At 61.9% G+C, this 24,438-nt stretch carries 22 protein-coding genes; 13 read left to right on the top strand and 9 right to left on the bottom strand.

Annotated elements, in window-relative coordinates:
- Positions 1-23: 23 nt before the first annotated feature.
- The 9 genes from IHD13_RS14840 to IHD13_RS14800 form a co-directional block, all read right to left on the bottom strand.
- A complete protein-coding gene (locus IHD13_RS14840; RefSeq protein ID WP_195861805.1) occupies positions 24-1,295 on the bottom strand; it encodes an O-antigen ligase family protein in 1,272 nt (423 codons plus the stop codon).
- A 7-nt stretch (positions 1,296-1,302) separates the two neighbouring features.
- Positions 1,303-1,851 (bottom strand): acyltransferase, encoded by a 549-nt coding sequence (locus IHD13_RS18580; protein WP_326838366.1) that lies wholly within the window; start codon positions 1,849-1,851, stop codon positions 1,303-1,305.
- Positions 1,852-1,962: 111 nt separating this feature from the next.
- Positions 1,963-2,382, bottom strand: coding sequence for a hypothetical protein (locus tag IHD13_RS14830; protein ID WP_195861804.1), 420 nt, complete (start codon positions 2,380-2,382; stop codon positions 1,963-1,965).
- 5 nt (positions 2,383-2,387) lie between these two features.
- Positions 2,388-3,614, bottom strand: a complete 1,227-nt coding sequence (locus IHD13_RS14825; protein WP_230086346.1) for an O-antigen ligase family protein — start codon at positions 3,612-3,614, stop codon at positions 2,388-2,390.
- 44 nt (positions 3,615-3,658) lie between these two features.
- Positions 3,659-5,614 (bottom strand): polysaccharide biosynthesis protein, encoded by a 1,956-nt coding sequence (locus tag IHD13_RS14820; protein ID WP_230086345.1) that lies wholly within the window; start codon positions 5,612-5,614, stop codon positions 3,659-3,661.
- Between the two features lie 143 nt (positions 5,615-5,757).
- Entirely contained in the window at positions 5,758-7,890 is a 2,133-nt protein-coding gene (locus IHD13_RS14815) for a YjbH domain-containing protein (RefSeq protein WP_195861802.1), read from the bottom strand.
- Positions 7,890-8,618, bottom strand: a complete 729-nt coding sequence (locus tag IHD13_RS14810; protein ID WP_195861801.1) for a hypothetical protein — start codon at positions 8,616-8,618, stop codon at positions 7,890-7,892. The genes IHD13_RS14815 and IHD13_RS14810 overlap by 1 nt, the downstream gene beginning before the upstream one ends.
- A 29-nt stretch (positions 8,619-8,647) precedes the next feature.
- The gene (locus tag IHD13_RS14805; protein WP_195861800.1) at positions 8,648-9,214 is read right to left on the bottom strand and encodes a YjbF family lipoprotein; all 567 of its coding nucleotides are present in this window, start codon (positions 9,212-9,214) and stop codon (positions 8,648-8,650) included.
- A gap of 107 nt (positions 9,215-9,321) precedes the next feature.
- Entirely contained in the window at positions 9,322-9,699 is a 378-nt protein-coding gene (locus IHD13_RS14800; protein ID WP_195861799.1) for a hypothetical protein, read from the bottom strand.
- A 592-nt stretch (positions 9,700-10,291) separates the two neighbouring features.
- Between IHD13_RS14800 and IHD13_RS14795 the strand changes: the two genes are divergently transcribed.
- The 13 genes from IHD13_RS14795 (at position 10,292) to IHD13_RS14735 (ending at position 24,431) form a co-directional block, all read left to right on the top strand.
- On the top strand, positions 10,292-10,657 hold the full coding sequence (locus tag IHD13_RS14795; RefSeq protein WP_195861798.1) for a DVU3141 family protein: 366 nt from the start codon (positions 10,292-10,294) through the stop codon (positions 10,655-10,657).
- Between the two features lie 19 nt (positions 10,658-10,676).
- Positions 10,677-12,392, top strand: coding sequence for a polysaccharide biosynthesis/export family protein (locus tag IHD13_RS14790; protein WP_195861797.1), 1,716 nt, complete (start codon positions 10,677-10,679; stop codon positions 12,390-12,392).
- Between the two features lie 72 nt (positions 12,393-12,464).
- A complete protein-coding gene (locus tag IHD13_RS14785; RefSeq protein ID WP_230086344.1) occupies positions 12,465-13,202 on the top strand; it encodes an ABC transporter permease in 738 nt (245 codons plus the stop codon).
- Positions 13,203-13,204: 2 nt separating this feature from the next.
- A complete protein-coding gene (locus tag IHD13_RS14780; RefSeq protein WP_195861795.1) occupies positions 13,205-14,092 on the top strand; it encodes an ABC transporter ATP-binding protein in 888 nt (295 codons plus the stop codon).
- 56 nt (positions 14,093-14,148) lie between these two features.
- A complete protein-coding gene (locus IHD13_RS14775; RefSeq protein ID WP_195861794.1) occupies positions 14,149-15,234 on the top strand; it encodes a chain-length determining protein in 1,086 nt (361 codons plus the stop codon).
- A 3-nt stretch (positions 15,235-15,237) separates the two neighbouring features.
- Entirely contained in the window at positions 15,238-16,335 is a 1,098-nt protein-coding gene (gene rfbB, locus IHD13_RS14770) for a dTDP-glucose 4,6-dehydratase (protein WP_195861793.1), read from the top strand.
- Between the two features lie 59 nt (positions 16,336-16,394).
- Complete coding sequence (rfbD, locus tag IHD13_RS14765) at positions 16,395-17,291, top strand: dTDP-4-dehydrorhamnose reductase (protein WP_195861792.1); 897 nt, start codon at positions 16,395-16,397, stop codon at positions 17,289-17,291.
- Positions 17,288-18,211, top strand: coding sequence for a glucose-1-phosphate thymidylyltransferase RfbA (gene rfbA, locus IHD13_RS14760; protein ID WP_230086343.1), 924 nt, complete (start codon positions 17,288-17,290; stop codon positions 18,209-18,211). Before rfbD ends, rfbA begins: the two co-directional genes overlap by 4 nt.
- A gap of 216 nt (positions 18,212-18,427) precedes the next feature.
- On the top strand, positions 18,428-18,994 hold the full coding sequence (rfbC, locus tag IHD13_RS14755) for a dTDP-4-dehydrorhamnose 3,5-epimerase (RefSeq protein WP_195861791.1): 567 nt from the start codon (positions 18,428-18,430) through the stop codon (positions 18,992-18,994).
- Between the two features lie 17 nt (positions 18,995-19,011).
- Complete coding sequence (locus tag IHD13_RS14750) at positions 19,012-20,076, top strand: sugar-transfer associated ATP-grasp domain-containing protein (RefSeq protein ID WP_195861790.1); 1,065 nt, start codon at positions 19,012-19,014, stop codon at positions 20,074-20,076.
- On the top strand, positions 20,073-21,257 hold the full coding sequence (locus IHD13_RS14745; RefSeq protein ID WP_195861789.1) for a hypothetical protein: 1,185 nt from the start codon (positions 20,073-20,075) through the stop codon (positions 21,255-21,257). Before IHD13_RS14750 ends, IHD13_RS14745 begins: the two co-directional genes overlap by 4 nt.
- 11 nt (positions 21,258-21,268) lie before the next feature.
- The gene (locus IHD13_RS14740; protein ID WP_195861788.1) at positions 21,269-22,456 is read left to right on the top strand and encodes a sugar-transfer associated ATP-grasp domain-containing protein; all 1,188 of its coding nucleotides are present in this window, start codon (positions 21,269-21,271) and stop codon (positions 22,454-22,456) included.
- Positions 22,457-22,505: 49 nt separating this feature from the next.
- Positions 22,506-24,431 carry an ATP-grasp domain-containing protein gene (locus IHD13_RS14735; protein WP_195861787.1) on the top strand — a complete coding sequence of 642 codons (1,926 nt, stop codon included), beginning with the start codon at positions 22,506-22,508 and terminating at the stop codon, positions 24,429-24,431.
- The last annotated feature ends 7 nt before the right edge of the window (positions 24,432-24,438 follow it).

Here is a 24,438-nt window from a genome sequence, read left to right as displayed (position 1 = left end):
TCTACCTCCTGTCCATGTGGAGGTCATATCCTGGGCCAGTTCAGGGGGCAAATTCCACACCCAACGACGAAGAGCCTCTTTTCCTGGCTGAGGCCGAGCAGGGTCGCCTGCAGCAGGCCGTAGCTGGCGGCGATCATCTCCTGCTGAAGCAGCGATTCGGTGAGGCCGCAGAGGGCGACCGTGAGGGTGACGATCGCTCCGCTGGCCGCGTAGCGGTGGCCGGGATTTCTCAGCGTCTGCCTGAGGTAATAGAGGCCGGGGGCCACCAGCATGGCGATGAGGGCCAGGGCGCCGAGCAGGCCTCCGGTGGCCAGCAGCTCGAAATACTGGCTATGAGCATGGCCACGATTCACCCCGGCGACCCAATCGTTGACCTCGCCTCGTTCCGCCAGTTGTCGGTTGATGGCTTCCCGTTCGGGGTAGGTGCTGCCGATCAGGGGGCGCTGCTCGAGCGCCTCCCAGGCACCTTGCCAAAGCTGCAGTCGATAGCCCGCGGAGTTATCCAGGTCGCCGTCGAGCATGCGGCTGAACTGGTCGCCGATGGAGGCCATGCGCTGTTCGACGCCGTCGAAGGCTTGGCTGCCCAGGCTGACTGCGGCGGCCATCAGCGCCAGGCCCAGGGCGAGGGGGCGCCAGCCCAGTTGCTTGAGGCGGCAGGCGCCGAGCAGCAGCAGGACCGGCGGGATGGCCAGCATGGCGCCGCGGGTCCCCGAGAGCAGCACGGCCAGCAGGGCGCTGAGCGCGGCGAGGCCCAGCCAGTAGGGCCAGCGGGCCCCCTGCATCAGGGTCAGGGCCATGCCGAACAGCAGGACGCAGAGGTAACCGAAGTTGATGCTAAAGAGGAAGCCATCGGCACGGCCTTCCCCCAGCCACTGGGTCTGCCACAGGGCGACCAGGCCGGCGCCCAGGGCGGCGATGATCACGCCGGTCTCCAGGGCCACGCCGACCAGCCGATGGTCCGAATGCCGGAGCGTATGGCGAAGCATCAGGTAGATCGGAATGGCGGCCGCCATATGCAGGCCGGGGCTCAGGTAGCGGGACGAATAGTCGCTGAGGACGAATACCGGGAGCTGGCTGAGCAGATAGGCCGAGAGCATCAGCAGGACCCAGCGGTCCCCTCGGGTCAGCGTCAGGCTGGCCCGGTGGGTACACAGGTAACCGATGGCGTAGAGCATCAGTGGGGCGATCACCGCGGTATTGCGGACCGGGGAGGCCACCATCAGGATCAGGGCCAGCATCAGGGCGCCAGCAAACAGTCCGACCGCGCGGGTCGGGTGGAAGAGTCTCGATGTCATGGGCGGCTCAGCGGGTCCAGTGAATCTCTTGGCGAATGATGCGGGCCGGGTTACCGGCGGCGATCGTGGCCGGAGGCACATCCTGTGTCACGACGCTGCCCAGGCCCACTACGGCCCCATCGCCGAGACTGACTCCCTTGAGGATAGTCGCACCATCGGCGAACCAGACATGGTCGCCGACACGGATGGAGCCGGGTGGGTTGATCAGGCGCCCCTGGTGATGAATGTCATGGCCATCACCGGTCATGACCCTGACGTTTCGCGAGAGCATGCCGTCGCTGCCGATCTCGAGCCGCGTGCGGGTCCCGCGCGCGCTCAGGTAGCAGCCTTCGCCGATCACGGTATCGGCCCCGATGTGCAGCTCGTTCTCTTCCCCGCGTAGCTCCAGCAGGACGCCCCTGAGGTTGGCCGAATCCGCTATCTTGAGCCGATTGCCTCGACCGCGAACGACGATATGGCAATGGCGAAGCTTGGCCCCGGGCGCCACCTCGATCTGGTTGCCCGGGGAAATGCGCAGCCGATTACGCAGCCGCAACTTGATGGTTTGCAGTATCACGATCCCTGCCCCGTATAGGATGTTCTAATTTATGTTTGGGGTTGGGTAAATGCTATCACGACTTAGCGGAAGCCATGGGCAAAACTATGGCAGGAACGGGCGATTTCTTGCCTATTGGCGGCGGCGTTGCCAGTGTCCCAGCAGGCCGATCAGGGTGGCGACCAGCAGGACCAGGGCTAGCCCACCCACGACGGCGATCAGGTCATCGAAGGTGCCGGGAGGCGTGCGGGGGCTCGCCTGCATGCCGTGATGCGCCAGGCGCAGGGCGCCGTAGGTGGCCCAGGCCACCAGGCAGAGGGGGGCGGCACCACGGAGGGGAGAGAGGTGAGCCAGCAGGCGCGCAAAGCGGCCGGGCGCCTGGGGCTTGCCGCGCTTGGCGGCTTGCGACTTGCCGCGAGCGCTGGCTTGGCGAGACCGGCCGGCCCGAGCGGGTCGGCGTGGCCGAATCAGGCGGATCGTCTTGACCAGTAGCCAGGCGACGCTGAACAGCATGCTGAGGGCGATGGCGCCCATGACCAGGAAATAGAGCATAAGCGCTAGGTCGTGGTGTCCTTGGCGGTGGTGGCTGTTGTCTGGCGAAACATGGCCCAGAGCACGGCCAGCCAGAAGGCGTAGATCATGACCCCGCTGTTGTGTTCGAGGAAGGCCTGGGTGGCGCCGAAGCCGAGATAGGCGATGGGCAGCAGGCTCCCCGCTGCCGCCAGGGCCCGGCACGCGGGGCTGGGGGCATTGAGGCGGCGCGCGAAGGCCACCAGCGGCACCAGGTAGAGACAGAGCAGGGCGGTAATGCCGATGATTCCACGCTTGGCGGCCGCATCGATCCACTCGTTGTGGGCATGGTGGAACTCGGCCACGCGAGGGGCGATCTCGCCCCGCACGGCCATCTCCGCCATGGCTTCACGGTAGCCATGCTCTCCCCAGCCGAACAGCGGGCGCTGCTGGAAGAGCTCGCCGGCGGCGCCCCACATCTGGAAGCGCAGGCCGACCGAGGTATCGCGATTCTCGCCGCTCAGGTAGTTGGCGACGTTATCGGTGGCCGTATGCACGCGTTGCTGCACGCCCAGCTCCGGAAGGGTGTAGCTGATCGCCCCGGCAATCAGCACCGCCATCACCAGGCCCAGCTGCATACGGCGAGGCAGGCGGCGCCCCTCGGCCCAGTAGAGCACCAGCAGCATCAGCGGGGCCACCAGCCAGCCGCCTCGGCTGCCCGAGAGCAGGGAGGCCAGCAGGCCGCCCGCGGCGCCCAAGCCCAGCCACACCAGCCAGGCCCGGCGGCGGGGTTGTGCCCAGGCCCAGCCCAGGCCGGCCAGGCAGAGCATGCCCAGCAGCAGGCTGATGTTGCCGTACTGGATGATCTGGGTGAAGCCGCCGGCTCGGCTGGTGCCTTCGATCAGCTTCTGCCAGATGGCCAGGCCGCCGGTTGCCATGCCGCCGATCGCCAGGCCGTGCCATAGCCAGCTCAGGCGCGGTGGGTAGGCGATCAGCAGCAGCAGGGCGGGGATGGCCAGCAGGAAGCGCGAGGGCTTGTCGAGCCCCCGCGAGCCCTGGCCATCGAGCCAGGCGGAGAGCGCGGTTACCGCGAAGTAGAGGCCCAGGACCAGCAGGATGGCCTGGTCCTCGCGGGTCAGCTCGAGGGGGCGGGGGCGAATCAGCAGGATGGGACTGGCCAGCACCAGCATCAGGGCCCCCAGCGAATAGCCGCTGGGCAGGCTCAGGGCGAGGGCGCCGAGCAGGAAGATGGCGAGACTGGTGTAATGGGTCATGATGCCGCCCCGTGCTTGGGGCGGCGCCGCAGGTGTCGTCATGCTCAATGGGGCCTGAGTCGGTGAATCTTGGGCTCGTCGGTGGTGGCGACGGCGGGCAGCAGCAGGTCGCAGATGGCGCTGCTGTGCTTGAAGCCGCGAATGCCGCTGCGCAGGGTCTCGCAGGCGCGGTGGCTGTCCATCTCGTTTTCCGCCTGCTCCAGCTCGTCGAGCAGGGCATGCAGCCGCTCGCGGGGCAGCACTTCCTCCTCGGCGCGCATGATCTTGGGATGGGCGGTGCCGATGACCGCGTCGCCGATCAACAGCTCCTCATAGAGCTTTTCGCCGGGGCGCAGGCCGCTGAAGGCGATGGCGATATCGCCGTCGGGGTTGGCTTCGTCCTGCACTTCCAGGCCGCTGAGCTGGATCATGCGCCGGGCCAGGTCGACGATCTTCACCGGGTCGCCCATGTCGAGGACGAAGACATCGCCCCCCTGGGCCATGGAGCCGGCCTGGATCACCAGCAGGGCCGCTTCGGGAATGGTCATGAAGAAGCGGGTGATCTCCGGGTGGGTCACGGTGATCGGGCCGCCCTCGGCGATTTGCTGGCGGAACAGCGGCACTACCGAGCCGGACGAGCCCAGCACATTGCCGAAGCGCACCATGGAGAAGACCGTTGCGCTGGCGTCCTGGGCCAGGTCCTGGAGAATCAGCTCGGCCATGCGCTTGCTGGCGCCCATGACGTTGGTGGGCCGCACCGCCTTGTCGGTGGAGACCAGGATGCAGCGCTCCACGCCCAGGCGGGCGGCGCTTTCGGCCACCACTCGAGTGCCCTGAACGTTGTTGCGAATGCCCTCCAGCACATTGTTCTCGACGATCGGTACATGCTTGTAGGCGGCGGCATGGTAGAGGGTCTGGACGCCGTAGCGGGAAATGACCGCCGACACCCGGCGCGGATCGCAGGCGTTGCCGAGCAGGGGGTAGATGGGAAAGGATTCGCCAAGCTCCCGCTTGAGGGCTTCCAGTTCCTGATCCAGGGCGTAGAGGCTGTATTCATTGATCTCGTAGAGCACCAGGGCGCGGGGGCTGCCGCGCATGATCTGCCGGCACAGCTCGCTGCCGATGGAGCCCCCGGCGCCTGTCACCATCACCACCTTGTCGTTCAGGCTGGCGTTGATCAGCTCCTCGCTGGGCGGCACCGGGTCCCGACCCAGCAGGTCCTCGAGCTCCACCTCGCGCAGTTGATCCACCGAGGCCTCGCCGGAGACGATCTCCGGCATGGAGGGGACGGTCAGCACATGCACGGGGGCATCGGCCAGCTTGTCCAGGGCCCGCTTGCGTTGCTGCTTGGTGGCCGAGGGGAGGGCGAGGAGTACTCGCTTGATGCCCAGTTGACCGGCGACCTCGTGGAAGGTCTCCGGCGCGTACACCTTGACCCCCTTGATGGTGCTGCCCCAGAGGGCGGCGTCATCATCGAGAAAGGCGGCCACATAGAATTCGCGGCTGTTGGAGAGCGCCAGGGCCAGCTGGGCGCCGGCGCCGCCGGCGCCGTAGATGGCCACCGCTTCTTTCTCGGTGTAGTGCTTGATCAGCCACTGGTAATAGCTGCGCACCAGGAAGCGGGTACCGCCCACGTAGACGATGGCCACCAGGGCGAAGTTGATGGGAATCGAGCGGGGGAAGCCCTGGAGGCGCGCGAAGTAGGCCAGGGCCCACATCAGTACGGCGAGCAGGAGCACGCCCTTGACCACGGCCCATAGTGCCTGGGGCCCGATAAAGCGCACCACGGCGCGGTAGAGCCCCAGCCGGGCGAAGATATAGACCCCCACGGGCGGTATTACCAGGAACAGCCACCAGAAGGGCTCCAGGTAGCGCTCCGGCCACCAGTCGGCGAAGCGCAGTGCGTAGGCAGACCAGAGGGCCACGGGAAGGGCGATCAGGTCGGAAATCACCATGATCAGCCGCTTCTTCGCCCGGCTCATCTCGGCCACGCGTTGATGCAGCCGGGAGGAGTCTTTCATTGGGTTCCCATCCTTTAGCGTATCGATCCGGCAAAGGCCTATAGTCTACTGTGACAGGCGGCGGCTCACTACTCGAAGCCGTGGGAAATATTCGGAAAAACCAAGGGGCCGGCCCTGGCGAGTCGGCCCCTTTTTCGTGTCCGCTATTCCCAATCCCTGCGTCGGTCGATCTCGGGACGCTCCGGTTGGCGCTCCTGGGTCAGGTCGTAGAGCGGGTAGCGGCGATGGAGGCGGGCGCCACCGTCGCGGGTCAGCGGCTGCCAGGCAATCCGGGCGCGGTCGCGGCTCGAGCGCACGAAGAAGGCGTCCAGCGGCATCGACAGGTAGAGCCCCTTGTCGAAGCTGCCCTCGCCGAAGTCGCTGCCGGCGTCGGTGAGGGTGGCCCAGCCGCCGATGCGCACGCCTGAGGCGAACTCCCGTGACAGGTCGAGGGTGGCGCCGATATCGCCCGCCAGGTAGCGGCCGACGCTGACCTTGGCCAGGACATCCTCGATGCCGGTCTCCCAGTAGGCGTTCAGGTGACCGGTGGCGATACTGTAGTCGCGCAGCCCGAAGCGCTGGTCGAAGGCGCGTTGGCGCACCCAGTTGAGGTCGGCCCCGAGCGCCCAGCGGCTGCCGAAGGGGCGATAGAGCACTTCACCGCCCACGCCGGCATACATGGTCTCGAGCAGGCCGCCGTAGCCCATGGCATACCAGTCGTCGCCCAGGGTGGTGGTGCGGGTGTACTGGAGGTTGCTCAGCCCCAGGCTGGTCTCGGCCAGGTAATCGCCGATAAAGGTGCGCACCCTCGGCAGGTCCGACTCGGCGATGTACTCGTACTTGTCGAGGTTGTCGGCCAGGGTCCAGCTCAGGCTGGCCGAGAGCCAGCCGTTCGGGTCGGTGCGGTACTCGGCGTTGGCGGCGAGCATCAACTGATAGAGATAGCCATCCGGTCCGCCGAAGTTCTGGTTGAGGGCGGGGCCGATGCCGTAGGAGAAGCGGCGGCGCGGAGCCTCGTGCTGGACATGCAGCGGCTCGGCGTATTCGTCGGCGAGGCTGGGTTGATGGCGGCCATAGGTCTCGAGCCGAGCGTAGAAGTCACCCTCGGCGTCCCGCGCCGCGGCGGCTTCCAGAAAGGCCTGGCGAGGCACGCGATCCACGCGCATGGGCATGCCGCGCTCGCTCCAGCGGTATTCGAAGGTGTCGATGTCGCTGGCGGTATGATTATGCAGGATGCGGCTGGCGCGGACGCCGCTCTGGCCGAGGGAGCGGTAGCGTGTCGGTTCGCCTTCGACGATCAGGGTCGACTCCTGGGTCTGGATGCGCTCGACGCGCAGGCCGGCGTTGCTCTCCAGTTCGTGGCTGACCTCGCCCCAGTCCATGGTATGCCACGCGGTGGCCTCCTCCAGGGGCACCGGGGGCGGGTCGCGCTTGATCTGGCTGAGCCCCGCCAGGTTGGTGCTCAGCGAGACGCCAAGCATGGCGGTATTGCCGCGTTGCCAGCCGGCCCGCAGCTCGACGTTATCGGTCAGGCGGAGCCGGGCGCCCAGGTTGACGCGGGAGTCCTGCTCCAGGTCGGACTCGGCGCGATCGGCGGAGTAGTCGTTGCCTTCCACTTCCACCTGCAGTAGCAGGCGATCCCAGGGGGTCTGGTATTCGACACCACCGAACCACGCCACCGGCCCGCGGAACATCTGCGACAGCGATAGCTCGCCGCCATCGGAGCTACCGGCGAAGCGGGGGCGGTCGTAGAAGCGATCATCGAGCCGGCCCAGCGGGTTGGACATGTCGCCGGCGCGACCCAGATAGCCCCAGCCCAGGCCCAGGTGAAAGTCCAGGTCGTACCAGCGCTTGCTGGCGACCAGGTACTCGGCGCCGAACAGGGTCGTGCCGCCGGCATCGAGCAGGCCCACGGCCAGCTCGGGCAGGTAGCGGCTCTCTTGCCAGAGGCGCAGCTTGATATCGAAGCCCTTGTCCAGGTAGGCCCGGTCGCCGGCGATCTCCTCGCCGAACAGGCGATCTTCGATCTCCACGTAGCGAAAGCCCCCTTCCAGCCACTCGGTGGGCTGGAAGAAGATGCCATAGCGGCGGTAGGGCGCGGTGCGGCTCCAGCTGGCGCTGAAATGCCCGAGGGGCGCCATGCGGGCGGTGGGGGTCTGCATCAGGCCAATGCCGCCGAAGTCGCTGTGGCCCTGGCCAAGGCTGCCGGCATGGACCGGCACGGCGATGCCAACCAGGCCGGCCATGAGCAGGCCGCGACGGAGCGTATGGCGAGCGGGGGAGGAGAGCGCTTGCATCAATAGAATCCCTTCAACTCACAGGCGTCGCCGGGCAGGCGAGTGGCAAGGTAGTCGGCCAGCTCGGCAAGGAGGGCCTCGGTCGCCTGTCGGTCCTCGACATGGCGCGGGTTCAATAGCACCAGCCGAGCTCCTGGAGCCAGCGGCAGGCGCTGGTGGTTCCAGGCGGCGATGCCCAGGCGAGTCACCTGGCCGGTCGGCGCAGTGACATGCATCACGTCCACCCCTCGGCGGGTGTCACGAGGCAGCTGCGCCAGCAGGCCGTCGCTGGTCAGGCCTGGCTGCCAGTCCAGGCGCGACACCCCCTGCTGAGACCACACTTCGATCCAGTCGGGAGGCGGGCAAGTGCCCATATGTACCAGCGAGGTCAGTCGTGGGTTGCGGCGCAAGTCAGCCGCCAGGTGGGGGAGATCAAGCCGCTCGGGACTGCGGGCCAGCCCGCTTCCCGCAAGGCGGCGCAGGCTATCGTGCCAGGCCGATGCGCCGGGGAAGGCGCCGCGCAGGGCATCCAGGCGTGCCAGCAGCGCGGCCTCCTGCCGCTGGTAGGCGCTGGCATCGGACTGGCGAAGCGCGAAGCTGTAGCCCCAGTCCAGGGGGGATGTGCGCTGCTCCTGCCAATCGACCCAGGCCTCGGCCAGGGTATCGCCCGGGGTCGGCGCCACGGCAGCCACCGCCGTGGTGGCGCCAAGCAAAAGGCCGGCGAAGGCCAGGGAAATGACGTGCTTCATAGGGGGCTCTTGTCGGTTACCACGGCCGGTTACCACCAGGGGCGGGCGACTCGCCAGGCGATCCGCGGGGCATCGGGCCAGGGCTGGCCATCGACCTCCCAGAGGGCATGATCCACGGGGTCACGCCACAGGCGAGTGCGAGAGGTGCGGCCATCCGCCCAGGTCAGGGTTTCGTGGCAGCGTTGCAATTGGCGCTCGCCGAGCGGCAGGTGACGTGTCTCCAGGCGGCCACAATGCAATCGGGCCTGGGCTTCACCGCGCTGCATCTGCCCTTGGGCATCGATCCAGTGGCGTATCACCCGGTAGTCACGCGCATCCTGGCCATGCCAAGGCAGTGACGCCGCCGCCAGGCCGGTGTAGTGGGTGGCCAACAGGGTCTGCTCCAGGCCATCGACGGCGAAGAGGCCATCGCCGCTCAGCTCCAGGGTCAGGCCGTCGGCCGAGGGCCAGTAGCTCTGCTGGCCCACCCGAAAGCCCATCACCATCAGGCCGCGAATGTCTCCGGCCTGAACCAGCAAGGAGGCATGGGGCAGTGCTTCGGCGCGCTCGGCATCTGCGCCGTCGCTGCCCCATAGGGCTTGAAGCGAGGCCGACATGGGGGTGGTGCCATCGCTGGCGCAACCAGCCACTAACAGGGGGGATGCACACAACAGGGCCGCCCGAAGGCGGCCCCGAAGCGTTGCGGTGATTATGCGCCGCATGCTTAGTTGGTGCCGGTGGTGCCGGTGGTGCCAGTTGCTCCGCCGCCGCTGCCACCCGCAGCGGCAACGCCGACGCCCACGGCGGCAGCCGCGGCGACACCGACGCCGGCCACGGCAGCGGTGGAGAGGCCGGTAGCCGCGGCAACACCGGCCAGCGGGCTAGCGGCGGCCGCGCCTGCACCTGCAGCAGCGCCCGCACCAGCGCCAGCGCCCGCACCAGCGGCGCCTGCACCGGCTCCAGCACTAGCACCCGCACCGGCGGCACCGGCACCCACGCCGGGGGCCTGGCTGGAGGCAGCGGCAGGAATGGCCTGAGCCATGGCCAGCGGGGTGGTCATCATGCCGGCCACGGCCAGCAGGGCAATGCCTTTCTTGATCATCGAGAGTCTCCCTTATGCTCGTTTCACTTGCGTCCTACACACCGTTGTTGCAAGCGGCGCAGTGTGCAATTCCAGCCAATGCTAACCGCCCACCCCTCGAGATGGTAGTGCTTCTTGACAAGGTATGGCTACATCAGTGGGCATGAAATTTACATGTCTCCCATCTTGTCGCTCAGCGGTGACAGGTCAGGGCGGGACGGATTAAAGAAACCGGGAGATGCGAAAAAAGTGATCTAAATCAATGAAATATTTTTGGTTTCTATCATGGGGCCTGGCAGGTGTGATGGCTGCTTCTGGAAAATAAGGTGTCGTCGATGGGTGTCATTTGCTGATAACAAGACGCATCTAGGATAGGGCCAATCTTTGAGGTAGGATGCGTGACTGTTTTTACGAAGCCTGGAATGCGTTGACAAGGATGTCATGCCTCCAGGCCGGACAATGGGCTTTCAGCGAGTGATAACGCCCTACAGCTTCATCTTTTCAAAGGCCTCAGGGATGTGCCGGAAATGTCACCCTGGGGCGGTAGCGTGCCCGGGCGGGTTTGGTGAGCTTCCCCTCCGCCCCTGCACCATAACTCCTCAAGGACCCTCCCGTGAGACAGCGACTCCCTTTCCAGCCACGCGGCGCCCTCTTGTTGGTGTTGGTCATGGCGTTGGCCGGTTGTGCTACGTCCTCTCCCAGCAACTCCCAGTCCTACACCGGCTGGCAGGCGCAGCAACAACGCCTGCTCGATGAGCGCATTTCCAGTTACCTCGAGGGTGCCAGCGCGGGCATGGTCTATCACCCCGAGGCGAGCCCCTGGGGCAGTGGCGTCTTGCTGACTGTCGATGGCCGTTATCAGGCCGCCAGCGGTCGCCCTTGTCGCAAGCTGCATATCGAATCGTCCCAGGGACAGCAAAGCGTCCTGACGTGTCGGGCCAGCGATACCCGCTGGGCCGAAGTGCGCTCTCTTCGCTAACCAATCAGGTAACGACACCATGAAGAAAGTTTTGCAGTGGGTGGCGCCCTGTTCCCTGGTGCTGGCGTTGGTGGCTGGTGCCGAGGCACAAACCCTTGGTGGCGCTGGCTACCTCTCGCCCGAGCAGGCCGAGCCCAGTCGCGAGCAGGCGCGTGGTCAGGGAGAGGCAGATGAGGCGGCACGGAATCGTTCCGTGGTGCGCCAGCCTGGCGTCTATGGTCCGCTGGAGTTGTCGGGTGACGCGCAAGAGGCGATACCTCCTTTTGGCGCCGATCTCTTTACCGGTGGTTTTCGCGGTCTGAGGGGCGATGGCCTGAACCCCAACTATCGGGTCATGCCGGGCGATCAGGTGGTGCTGCGCCTGTGGGGGGCTATCGAGCTGGATCGGGTGATCCCCGTGGATGCCCAGGGCAACCTTTTTATTCCGTCCATCGGCCCGGTGGCCGTGGAAGGTGTCAGCCATGGTGAGCTGGACAACCGAGTCAAGCGCGCCGTGCATTCGGTCTACCCCGATAACGTTGAGGTCTATACCAACCTCCAGGGCGTTCAGCCGATCGGTGTCTTCGTGACCGGTTTCGTCCAGAGTCCCGGGCGTTATGCCGGCGTGCCCAGTGATGCCTTGCTTTACTTCCTGGATCAGGCCGATGGCATCGATGATCAACTCGGCAGCTATCGCAGCGTTCGTGTGCTGCGCGGTGACCAGGAGATCCTGCGAGCCGACCTTTACGATTTCCTTCTGACCGGTGAGTTGCCAAGGATTCAGTTCCAGGATGGCGACACCATCGTGGTGGATCGTCGCGGCGATACCATCACCGTGGGGGGGGATGTGCGCCGTGCTTACCACTTCGAGCTGAAGGGGGAGACGCTGGCCGGCCAGACGGTGCTGGACCTGGCACCGCTGCAAGCGGGAGTCTCTCATGCCCTGATTCGCGGGAGCCGTGACCTGGGGCCCACCGCCGATTATGTGGAACTGAATGATTTTTCCACGACGCCGTTGCGGGATGGCGATGAGGTGCTGTTCAGCGCCGATGAGCGCAGCACCAATATCGTCGTGCAGCTCGAAGGCTCACACCTGGGGCCGTCGCGTTTCGTGCTACCCAAGGACGTGACCCTGCATGAGCTGCTCGACAATATTCCGGTGGAAGACTATCTGGCCGATACCCAGAGTGTCTCCCTTCGTCGCGAAAGCGTGGCACAGCGGCAGCAGGAGTCGCTGGAGGAGAGCCTGCGCCGGCTCGAGACCACTTATTTGAGCGCTTCTTCATCGACTCCGGAAGAGGCCGAAATACGTGTCCGCGAGGCTGAGCTGGTCAGTCAGTTCGTAGAGCGGGCCCGTGAAATCGAACCGAATGGACGCCTGGTCGTCTCGCGTGACGATGAGATCGCCAATATTCGCCTGCAGGATGGTGATGTGATCACCATCCCCGAGCGCTCCGATGCGGTACTGATCAGCGGCGAGGTGCTGGTGCCCCAATCGGTGGTGTTCTCCCCGGGGGAGCGAGTGCGTGACTATATCGAGCGTGCCGGTGGCTTCACTACCTATGCCGACGAGCGGATGATCCTTGTCGCTCGCGCTAACGGCGAGGTGCGCCATGCCAGTGATGTGGAGCTGCGGCCTGGCGATGAAGTGCTGGTACTGCCCAAGGCGCCTACCAAGAATCTGCAGCTGGCCTCCACCATCAGCCAGATCCTCTTCCATATCGCTGTGACGACCCGAGTCGCACTGGATATCTAACCGATGCAGGTTACAAGCCGCTCCCAGGGAGGGCGCACCTCCTGGCAGGTTACCCGAAGTGTCTGGTTCGCCATGTTCATGCGAGAGCTGGTTGCGCGCACCATGGCCGATCGGTTCGCCTGGTTCTGGATGATCTTCGAGCCGATTGCCTTCGTGGCGGTTTTCATCGCCGTGCGTAGCCTGATCCGTGGTGATCGGCTGGTGATCGGCGCGGACTTTATCCCCTGGCTGATCGTGGGGCTGATGGGGTTCTTCCTGTTTCGTGAAGGGATGACCCGTCCTGTCGGGGCCATCGACGCCAACCGTGGCCTGTTCGCCTATCGCCAGGTGTTGCCCATCGACCCGGTGCTGGTGCGTATCGCCCTCGAGGGCCTGTTACGTAGCGTGGTTTTTCTGATCTTCATCGTCGGGGCGTTGCTGCTCGGCTTCGATCTCTATGCCGACCTGCCGCTGACGGCGATGGGTGCCTGGATGTCGCTATGGGCCCTGGGGGCCGGAGTCGGGCTAACCCTATCCGCGGCAACGGCACTGGTCTCCGAGATTGGCCGGCTGGTGAGGATGATGACCATCCCCCTGATGCTGCTGTCGGGAGTCATTGCCCCGATCACCCTGAAGCCTCATCACCTTCAGCAGATCATGCTCTATAACCCCATCGTGCATGGCATTGAGCAGTTACGGCTTGGTTTCTTCGAGAATTACAAGACGGTGCAGGGCATCGATCCCCTTTACATCTGGTTGTGCGCCCTGTCGCTGATTTCCTTTGGGCTGATACTGCATATGCGCTTCGTCGAAAAGTTGAAGGCGAGATAGGCATGATTGAGATCCAGGGCCTATACAAGCGCTACCACAGCCATTTTCATAATGACTGGGTGCTCAAGGACATCAACCTGACCATTCCCAGTGGTGTCAGTGTGGGGTTGGTGGGGGCCAACGGCGCGGGCAAGTCGACCTTGCTGCGGCTGATCGGTGGCATGGACAACCCAGAGCGAGGCCGTGTGCTGCGCCACTGCCGGGTCTCCTGGCCCATCGGCCTGGGGAGCGGCTTTCAGGGCAACATGACGGGGCGCCAGAACGTCCAGTTCGTGGCCAGGATCCACGGCAACAGTCGCGAGGTCGCTCGCATTATCGACTTTGTCGAGGCGTTTGCGGAAATCGGTAGTGCCTTCGATCGTCCCGTCAACACTTACTCATCGGGGATGCGTTCGCGGCTCTCTTTCGGGTTGTCGCTGGCTTTCGATTTCGATGTCTACCTCTCCGATGAGGCCACCTCGGTGGGGGATCGTGCTTTCAAGGCCAAGGCGAAACAGGCCTTCAAGGAACGCGTCGGCAAGGCCAGCCTTATCATGGTGTCCCATGGCGAGGGCATCCTGCGCGAGATGTGCGAGGCCGGGATCTTTCTCCATGAGGGGCAGGCCCGCTGGTTCGATGACGTGAACGACGCCATTGAGGCTTATCACGATGCTTCTGGTATGCCGACACCTCAGCCAATCAAAGAAGCCAGGCTAGAGACTCGGAAGGCGCGCAAGCAAGTGATTGCGGCAAAGGAAGCTTATGCGATAGCAAAGTCAGAGGGGGCATCCAGTGAGCATCTGGCGGCTCTGAAGGAAGAGATCAAGAGGCGTAGGCAGGTACTGCGTCGAGCGAGGGCGGTGTTGACGGCCCTGAAGAATGAAAGTGGCACGGACAATGATGATGACTGATGTATTCCTGCGGTTTCTGGGGGTATGTCGTTCTCATAGCAAAGGCCTGACAGTTGATGAAAGATTTTCTTAAGCGCAACCCATATTGGGGGCTCTGTATCCTGATGATAGTCGTGGTGGCGGGTTATTGGTCGTGGTGGTCTACGGACCGCTATGTTTCCCGCGCGACTGTCGTATTGGAAAGCCCACAGATTGCTGCCCCGGAGATGTCATTCGCCTCGATCTTTGGTGGGGCGGGGGGAGCGTCCAGCGATCTACTGCTGCTTCGCGAGCACCTGCTGTCGGTGGACATGCTGCGTCGTGTTCAAGATCACCTGGATCTGCGAACTCACTATTCGAGCCAAGGTGACTTCTTCTCTCGGCTGCGCGACGCCAGTGCGCCTATCGAAGATTTGCACCGCTATTACCAGCGGCGTGTCAAGATCGATATGGACGAGTATGCCCAGGTGCTGAAAATTGAGGTACAGGCTTATGACCCCGAGTTCGCCCATCGCTTGGCAACCCTGCTGCTGCAAGAGGGCGAGTCGCATATGAACCAGATGGGGCAGCGTCTGGCGGAAGAGCAGGTGCGTTTTCTCGAGCGTCAACTGGAGCGCCTGAGCGAGCGTCTTGATTCGGCACGCCTGGAGCTGCTGGATTACCAGAATGAACATGGCCTGGTCTCACCCACACATACCGTGGAAAGCCTCAACCAGGTAGTGGCCACCCTGGAGGGCGATCTGGCGCGCCTGCAGGCACGGCGCAGTGCCCTGGCCAGCTTCCAGAGTGCCCAGTCTTCGGAAATGGTAAGGGTGGAGAGCGAGATCCGTGCCTTGCGGGAGCAGATTGCCAATGAGCGGGACCGTCTCGCCCAGGCCGCCGGAGACTCCCTGAACCGCATTTCCGCGGAGTACCAGACCTTGGAACTGCGCGCCCAGTTCGCCCAGGAGACCTATTCCAGTGCCCTGGCGGCCCTGGAAAACACGCGCATCGAGGCGGCTCGAACCCTGAAACAGGTTTCTGTTCTACAGAGCCCGGTCTTTCCCGAGTATGCCGTCGAGCCACGTCGCCTCTATAACATCACGGTTTTCGCCATCATTGCGCTCTTTGTCACCTTTATTATCAATATGCTGGTGCTGATCGTGCGAGATCACCGGGACTGATTGATGATGCCCAAGACCTTTCTGATCACAGGAGGAGCCGGTTTTATCGGCTCGGCGCTGGTTCACGAGCTGCTGGTCCATACCGAGCATCGTGTGGTCAATGTCGATAAGCTGACCTATGCGGGCAACCTGGCATCGTTGGAAAGTGTTGCCCACCACCCGCGTTATGCCTTCGAGCAGGCGGATATCTGCGATGCCCCGGCCATGCAGCGCCTCTTCGCCGAGCACCGCCCCGATGTGGTGATGCACCTGGCCGCCGAGAGCCATGTGGATCGCTCCATCGAGGGGCCGGCGGCCTTTATCCAGACCAATATCGTTGGCACCTCAGTACTGCTGGAAGCCGCCCGCGGCTACTGGACCCCCCTGCAGGAAAGCGCTCCCGAGAAGGCCGCGGGCTTTCGTTTTCACCATGTCTCGACGGATGAAGTCTACGGCGACCTGGCTGAGGCAGAGGTGTCTTCCAGCGCCCTGTTTACAGAGGACACTCCCTACGCCCCCAGCTCGCCGTACTCGGCCAGCAAGGCCGGCTCGGATCATCTGGTGCGCGCCTGGCAGCGCACCTATGGGTTGCCGACGCTGATCAGCAACTGCTCCAACAACTATGGCCCGCGCCAGTTTCCGGAGAAGCTGATCCCGCTGATGATCCTCAATACCCTGGCCGGCAAGCCGCTGCCGGTCTATGGCGATGGCGGCCAGGTACGCGACTGGCTCCATGTGGAGGACCACGCTCGTGCCCTGGTTCGGGTGGCCACCAAGGGCAGGGTCGGCGAAACCTACAATATCGGCGGCCATAATGAGAAGACCAACCTCGACGTCGTCGAGGCCATCTGTGATCTGCTTCAGGAACTGGCACCTTCATCGCCGATAACCCACTACCGTGAGTTGATCTCCTTCGTGAAAGACCGCCCCGGGCATGATCGCCGCTATGCCATCGATGCCGGTAAGGTCGAGCGTGAGCTGGGCTGGGTGCCGCAGGAAACCTTCGAAACCGGGTTGCGCAAGACCGTGCTCTGGTACCTGGAGAATCGTGATTGGTGGCAACGCGTCCAGGATGGGCGCTATCAGGGGGAGCGCCTGGGCCTCGCCGGCATCTCTCTGTAGGAGCTTGCTTCAGCGAGTGATTCGCCGCCTAGCGGCGGCTTGGAAAGGAAGCCAATGATATGAAGATCCTCATCACCGGCGGCAGCGGTCAAGTCGGGTTTGAGCTTCAGCGCAGCTTGTTGCTGTTCGGCGATATCCTGGCACCAGGTCGGACGATACTCGACCTGTACGATGCCCAGGCCGTGACCGATTACCTGGAACACAACACCCCGGACCTGATCGTCAACGCGGCGGCCTATACCGACGTGGACAAGGCCGAAGAGCAGCGTGACTCGGCATGGCGGCTCAATGCCGACATGCCGGCGCAACTGGCAGACCATGCCGCCCGGCATGATATTCCGTTGGTGCACTACTCCAGCGATTATGTCTACAGCGGGGAGGGGCATCGCGCCTGGCAAGAAGACGATGCGCCCGCACCGCTCAATGTCTATGGCCGGACCAAGCTCGCCGGCGATCAGGCCATTCAGGGGAGCGGCTGCCGCCACCTGATTTTCCGAACCAGTTGGGTCTATGGCCTCCACGGGCGCAACTTCGTCAAGACCATGCTGCGCCTGGGGAAGGAGCGCGATGTCCTCAAGGTGGTGGATGACCAGGTCGGCGCGCCAACGTCGGCCCGACTGATCGCACAGGTCACTGCCCTGGCCTTGCACCGGTGGCTCCTTGCCCCTCACACCTCACCAGTGCGTAGCGGCTTGTATCACCTGGCTCCCCAGGGGGAAACCACCTGGCACGGTATTGCCTGCGAGATCTTTCGTCAGGCTGCCGCCATGGATGACGTACTGCGGATTAGCCCCGAGCGGGTTGCGGCGATTCCGACGGCAGAGTACCCCACGCCAGCCAGGCGACCACTCAATTCCCGCTTGTGCTGTCAGGCACTGGAGCAAGCGCTGGGCATTACCCTGCCCACCTGGCAGAGGCAACTCGTGCTGACAATGCAGGAGATCGCCCAGCCATGACCGATGCGGCACCCACCAACACTGACGCTTCACGCCTGACACCTCGGGTAATGCGCAAGGGCATCATCCTGGCCGGGGGCAGTGGCAGTCGCCTCTACCCGATTACGCATGGGGTCTCCAAGCAACTGCTGCCGATCTACGACAAGCCGATGATCTATTACCCGATCTCGGTGCTGATGCTGGCGGGGATCCGCGATATCCTGATCATCTCCACCCCGCAGGACTTGCCGCTGTTTCGTCGCCTGCTGGGCAGTGGCGAGGCCTTCGGGGTGCGCTTCGAATATGCCGAGCAGCCACGCCCCGAGGGACTCGCCCAGGCTTTCATTATCGGCGCCGACTTTATCGGCAAGGATCCTGTCTGTCTGGTGCTGGGCGACAATATTTTCCATGGCCAGCACTTTACCGGGCAGTTGCATGCCGCAGCCGCACGCAGTGAAGGTGCCACCGTCTTCGGCTATTACGTCAAGGACCCCCAGCGCTTCGGGGTCGTGGAATTCGACGGGGAAGGGCGGGCCATCTCCATCGAGGAGAAGCCTCTGAGCCCCAGGTCCCAGTATGCGGTCACCGGCCTCTACTTCTATGACAATCGGGTGGTGGAGCTGGCGCGGGAGGTACGCCCCTCGACGCGGGGCGAACTGGAAATCACCGCCCTGAACAATGCCTACCTGGAGAGGGGTGACTTGCGGGTCGAGCTGCTGGGCCGAGGCTTCGCCTGGCTGGATACCGGCACCCACGATAGCCTGCTGGAAGCCGCCCAGTATGTGCAGACCATCGAACACCGCCAGGGCCTGAAGATCGCCTGCCTCGAGGAGATCGCCTGGCGTAATGGTTGGATCGACGAGGCCGGCCTGATCGAGCGTGGTCAGTCGCTGGCCAAGAACGGCTATGGAGAATACTTGCTGTCGCTGATCCCGCGATAGCGCGGGTGGCGTAGTGACGACTCGGCGTTGCCGCCAGGCGCCTTGAGCCGACTCATGCCAGTCTTCGGCATCTGCCGTCACCGAGTGCCGCTTCTCCACGGCCATCTTCACTTTCATGACTCTCCAGTCATGGTTTCACGTCTCTCCGGGAGTTTCACTTCATAACATGAGAGTACTGGGAATCTTGTTAGATCAATCAGGTGAAAAGCGCCGCATATGAGTGCAATTTCTTCGCTTAAGGTGACGCCGCTGGCTGGCCTGCCCGAGGCCCTGTTGCTGGAGCCCCGCGTTCATGGCGATACGCGAGGCTTCTTCATGGAGAGCTTCAACCAGCGCGACTTTCAGGCCGCCACAGGGCTGGAGGTCTGCTTCGTGCAGGACAATCATTCCCGTTCGCGCCAGGGCGTGTTGCGCGGCCTGCATTATCAGGCCGAGCAGCCCCAGGGCAAGCTGGTGCGGGTGCTGGCGGGTGAGATCCTCGATGTGGTGGTGGATATTCGTCCGGAGTCGGTGACCTATGGGCACTGGGGGAGCGCCCGGCTCTCCGCGTCCAATCTCCATCAGCTCTGGGTGCCGCCAGGCTTCGCCCACGGCTTCGTGGTACTGAGCGACAGTGCCGACGTCTTCTACAAGACCACCGATTACTACGCCCCGCAGCACGAGCGTGCCATCCGCTGGGACGACCCTGTGCTCGCCATCGACTGGCAACGCGACGACTGGTGCTGGGGACGTGAACCCATTCTGTCCGACAAGGATCGGCAAGCCGCCGCATTCAATTCCTGAGCAGTCAAGGAGTGACTATGTTCAGTGACACTCGAGTACCCGAACTACTCGATCCAGACGCACTTCAAGCCTGGCAGGCCTTTAGCCTTGCTTTCTGGGATGAGCCCTGTTTCGGGCTTGATCAGGAGCGACAACGACAGCTCTTCCAGGCAGGGTTCTTCCGCAGTCGATGGTTCCTGTATGGCATGGTAGATGAGCCCGAGCCAGGCTATTTGAGCGATTTCCAGGCCATGCGGCTGCAGGCCGCCAATGCCAAGTACCAGACCGTCATGGCCGATCGCGTGCTCTGCTCTCATGTCATGAGCAATTACTGCAAGGTGCCGGAAATCCACTGCGTGGTAACCAGCGAGGAGGTGCAATGGATCACCTCTCCATGGTGGCGGCAGGGAGACGCCGGCTCGGGAGAGCTGATAATCCACCCCACGCAGTTCGGGATGGGCTCGGGTTATCAGCGGGTCCTGCTGGAGGACGGAAGCTTCCGTGGCCCCATGGGGGAAGGTCGCAGTGACGAGCTGGTGCAGACTCTTCAAGCCCGGGCACGCCAGGAAAGCTGTTCCTATGTACTGACTGAGCATGTTGCGCAGGGCGGTTTTGCCGAGAGCCTGGCGCCCGGGCACCTGAACCTACTGAATGTGCTGCTGGTCCGTGAGCAGAACCAGTGGCAGCCAGAACTCGCGGCTACCACTCTGCTGATCGGCCGTGAGCGTGAAGACGGCAGCCATGCCATGCGGGTCGAGGATGGGGCTCTGAGCGCCTCCGTAGATCTCGAAACGGGGCTTATCACTTCCTGCAAAGGGTTGGACGAGTCGTCCCAGGCGTTGGCCTCCTTCCCCATTCACCCGCAGTTGGGCAGCAGCATCGTCGGCAGGCAACTCCCCGACTGGCAGAAGACTCGCCAGATGCTGATAGCCTTCTTCGATGAATCATCTTACTTGCGTGCTTGCAATCTCACCTTCCTGCTCACCGACGATGGGCCCTGTTTCTTCGCCGTCTGCGAGGGCCAACTGGCCACTCACCAGATCCATCGCCCCCTGCTCAGTGACCCCTTTATCAGCAGTCATATTGACCGACTGGGTGCATGATGCCGATTCTGACTCCCACCTCGACCAAGCACCTGCTCCGGCGTGCCTTGGGCCGTCGCCAGCCATCGCTGCGTGAGGAAATATCGCGCAGTGGCTACTTCAGTGCCGAATGGTACCTCGGTAACTATCCCGAGCTGCAGCGTGACTCCCATGCGGTGCAGGATCCCCTCGGCCACTTTATTAGCCATGGTGTCTGGCAGGGACTGAACCCGGGCCCCGGCTTTCACACGACCTGGTATCTCAAGGAGAACGAGGATGTGCGTAATGCCGGCATCAATCCCCTGATTCACTACCTGCGCTATGGCCGCAATGAGGAGAGGCGCCCGACACCCCACCTGGCGGGTATCCATGCCCGCCTGCCTTATCTGAAAGGGGGGCGCCACACTCGGGTCATCTATGACACCAGGCGCAGTGCCGACCTGAGTCACGAGGGGAGGGTAAAACGCCTGGATAAGGCCGAGGGCGTAGAGGCCTGGCGAGACTTTAGCCAAGAGTTTCAGCGCGAGTCGTGCCGGCTAAGCCAAGAAGATGCGGAGTACCTCCATAACCGCGGCTTCCTGCCCGACAAGAAAGCGCTCTATGGGCTGCCCAATACCCAGGCCAATGCCTATATCAGCGACCTCCAGGCACGCCTCCTACCCTTGGCCAACGGCCAGGCGCGTCAGATGCTGGAGACGCCCGCACTGCAGTACCAGCTCTATGCTCGGCGCCTGCCCATGCTGGCCTCCGATAGACCGCCCGCCCCGGGGCCGTGCCTGAAGGCAGTGATGATGCTCGATCCTGCGAGCGCGGAACTGGTCCTGCTGGCTGCCGTGGTAGAGCGTACCGAGTGTCCCAGGGGACATCACACTGGCAAAAGCTATCGTCTCTCGCTGAATAGTGGCCGAGTGAAAAGCGTGGTGCGCTACCGGGCCAATGCTCTCCTAGGCGCACCTCGTCGGCCTCGCCCTTGGGAACGGAGGCGTTATCAAGAGGCATGGCGCTTCGCCCAGCAGAGAATTCTGGCCGAGATTGCCAAGAAGCCCCTCTTTACCTTCGCGCAGCTCGATATCGATATAAGTGGCGACACCCCACGGCTGATAGGGCTGCGTAGCCAGCTCAGTGTCGTCCCTTTCCAGGTTCATGGCCCCCTGATGCAGTCTGAAGTGGCCATCGAATTTATCCGTGAGTTTGGAATCTAGGGGTTGCCACCATGTTGTCGCTCTCTCCGACCAAGCCAGTATTACCCCCTCAGGCAATGCCGCCAACCATGCCAGTGGTAGAGGGCCTGCCTAAGGACCATCACCGCCTCTTCATGGCCAACCTGAGTGGTACCGAGGCGCTGGCTCTGCATAAGCGCTTCACACTGGACTTTCATGCCGACCCTGACCTGGAAAAGATCACCGCGGAGCAGGCGGAGTTCCTCTATGAGCGTGGATTCCTCCCGGAGAAGATACGCCTCTATGGCCTCGGTCCAGATAACGTGGACCTATATCTCAGCGATGTGCAGCGTTGGCTGACGCGCCTGGTCAATGGTTCATATAGCGTTGTTTTTAATAACAAAATACTATTTGATCAGGTTTTTGGAAAACACTGTCAAGTGCCAAGAACCATCGCCACCTTCCGCAATGGACGCGTCGTGACGCATGGGAAGACCTGGGAGCGTGTGGCAAGCGGCCAGTCCGAGCCCATGATACTGGTGGCAAAGCCCCTGGGCGGAGGGGGGGGAGGCGGAATTTATTTTATCCGTATTGATAAACAGCATGCAGTTGTTGAAACCAACGATGAAAAGGCGCCTCGCTTTACGGTGAAGTGCGAGCAGCTTGGCGAGATGTTTGGCCAGCAGCGCGTTCCGTTTATTGTTAATGAATATGTGCAGCAGGGAGACTTCTCGCGACGGCTTTATCCCTTGACGGTTAATACCGTAAGGGTGCTTGTGGTTCGTGATGCCACCACCGGAAAGCCTTATGTCGTGCGGGCGGTGCTGCGCGTAGGAAATAGTGAATCCTACCCCATTGATAATTTTTCTTTGGGGGGGTTAAGCATCGAGATAGACAGGGAGACGGGACGGCTAGGAAGCGCCGTTGCCGCAGCCGGGAAATATAGCGGTAAGCGCTGGGAAGAGCATCCGGATACTGGTGAGTGGATAAAAGGAGGCTTTGTTCCCGACTGGAAGGCACACATGCAGGCGCTGTGTGATCTATTTAATAAGCTTCCATATCTGAGTTATTGTGGCTTCGACTTAATACTATGCGACGATGGTTTTGTCGTGTTGGAAGGAAATAGCTACAGTCAGGTTAGGCTCTTCCAAATGCATAAGCCTCTTCTTACCGATAAGGGATATGTAGATTTTCTTGAGAAAAATGGGCTTTTGTATTGCAAGGGTGCCTTAGAAACCTGAGTGCCCTATATTATTTGGTAGGTAGTTGGTTGAAGGGAGGGAGATACTTATGGATGGAGTCATGTCGATTGATGCTTGTTTGGCTAAAGGCGAGCTGGCGGAGTTTGGCGTAAAAATAGAATCATGTGAACTGTTTCTGTTCAAAAAGCAGCTGGAAGAGGTAGGCGAGAAACGGCCAACATATACCATCACGCTTAATGCCAATGTCGGGGGGGTTAGGCTGTGCATCGTCAGGAATGGCTATATCAAGAGCAAGATTGGCCGTATTCCAATGTTGAGCAGGAGCATGATGGAATGTGCTTTGGAGAAAGCATCAGGCGTGTCTCTTCTCGAAGACTACAGGTGTAAAGATATACGCAAGATAGTTTACCAGTACAGGGATGAGGTATGTTCATACTCTGCTGATAAGAACTATGATGAGCTGATGCATGTTGCTCAGTTGGACGAGGATGACAAGGAAGAAAGCACTTCGCTGCTAGAAGACAAAGTGAAGGCTAGACTGAGACCCTTCCGCCTGGCCATCAATGATCTGATCAGGGTGCTCAAGGGTAGGGAAGAGTTCTCCAAGGCCGAGTGCTATGTAGATGGCGTGAAAGCGGACAGGGTTGCTTTCTTGTCTAGAAGTTTTTATAGAATCGAAGACTATGCGGTCTTTCCTCTGCCGGCTAAGCCTTTTATCTATGGGAAAGAGATAAACGAGTATTCGGACTTTGAAGAGCTCAAGCTGCTGAAGAAGAACGGAACCAAAGGGTATCTTTTCTATTATTATGCCCTTGGTTTCGGTCTGTCAGCGACAAGATTGAGTAAGTTTAGCCTGATCGCAGAGGATGAAAACAGAAATAATATGCTGTTTAGCTGGAGCACATCTCAGCTTTCAAGCATCGTGTCACATGCCTTCTGTGTCGATAAGGAAGCGACACGGCAAGTGTTAAGCGAGAAAGGCCTGCCTGTGCCAGCCGGGAGGGCATTTGAACCTAAAGATGTGCAGTCAGCTCTTGATTATGCCGATTTGATTGGTTATCCACTCGTCTGCAAACCCCTGAATGGATCTAAAGGCGAGGGGGTTGTCGTAAATATACGGACCCAGGACGAGCTGCTAAATGCAATCAATACGTTAGGGCGTAGCGTATACAAGGATAGTGACTTCATAGTTGAAAAATTCATTAAAGGAAAGGACTACAGGGTTGTGGTGGTCGGTGATGAGGTCAAAGGGGCGCTATGCCGTGAGCTTGCCTCTGTGACCGGTGATGGTGTGCACAGCATGGCCGATCTGATGCTGGCCAAGCATGCATGGCGTATGAGGAATCCGCACTTTATTGATCGTTCGGCATTTATTGAGGAAGACAATGCCTTTGGGAATATCAACGATCACTCTATTGATCTTCTGAGAGTTCCATCACTAGGGGAGCATGTTGTATTCGGGACGAGTTGCAACCTTTCACAAGGGGCTGACTCTGTGGATGTCCTGGATGAGCTCCACCCATCTATAAAAGAAGCTGCCGTAAGGGCTACGAAAGCTGTTCCAGGCCTGCGTTACTGTGGTGTTGATATCCTTATCGAAGATCATACCAAGGAGATCTCCTCTCAGTCTGCCGCTATTATCGAGCTGAATGCCAAGGCGGCAATAGGCAACTGTGAATATCCAATGTTTGGCAAGCCTCGTGAAGTGGTGAAGTCGATATTTACCAACGTTGCACATGACTTCGATATCAAAGTCTCAGAACAGTTTAACGATGGTCGATGCAAGGTTCTTTGCGAGGTTAAGGGGGCGCTGGACAAAGAGGATTATCTGCGCTGGGCTCGCAGGTCAGCCAGGCAGTTGGGGGTGTCCTATTCTGCACAAGATGCTGGTCCATCTCGAGTAAGTATTGAGATAGACGGGAGTGTTAAGTCGGTTTCCATGATGGCAACTCGACTCATTGTAGGCCCCACTTCATCCCGCCCCTCATCAGTAAAAGCTCGGCTGCTTGCATAGCAAGGGT

It is taken from the genome of Halomonas sp. 328 (genome assembly GCF_015645095.1).
GTDB lineage: Bacteria > Pseudomonadota > Gammaproteobacteria > Pseudomonadales > Halomonadaceae > Bisbaumannia.
This window is presented reverse-complemented; position numbering and strand designations above follow the sequence as displayed.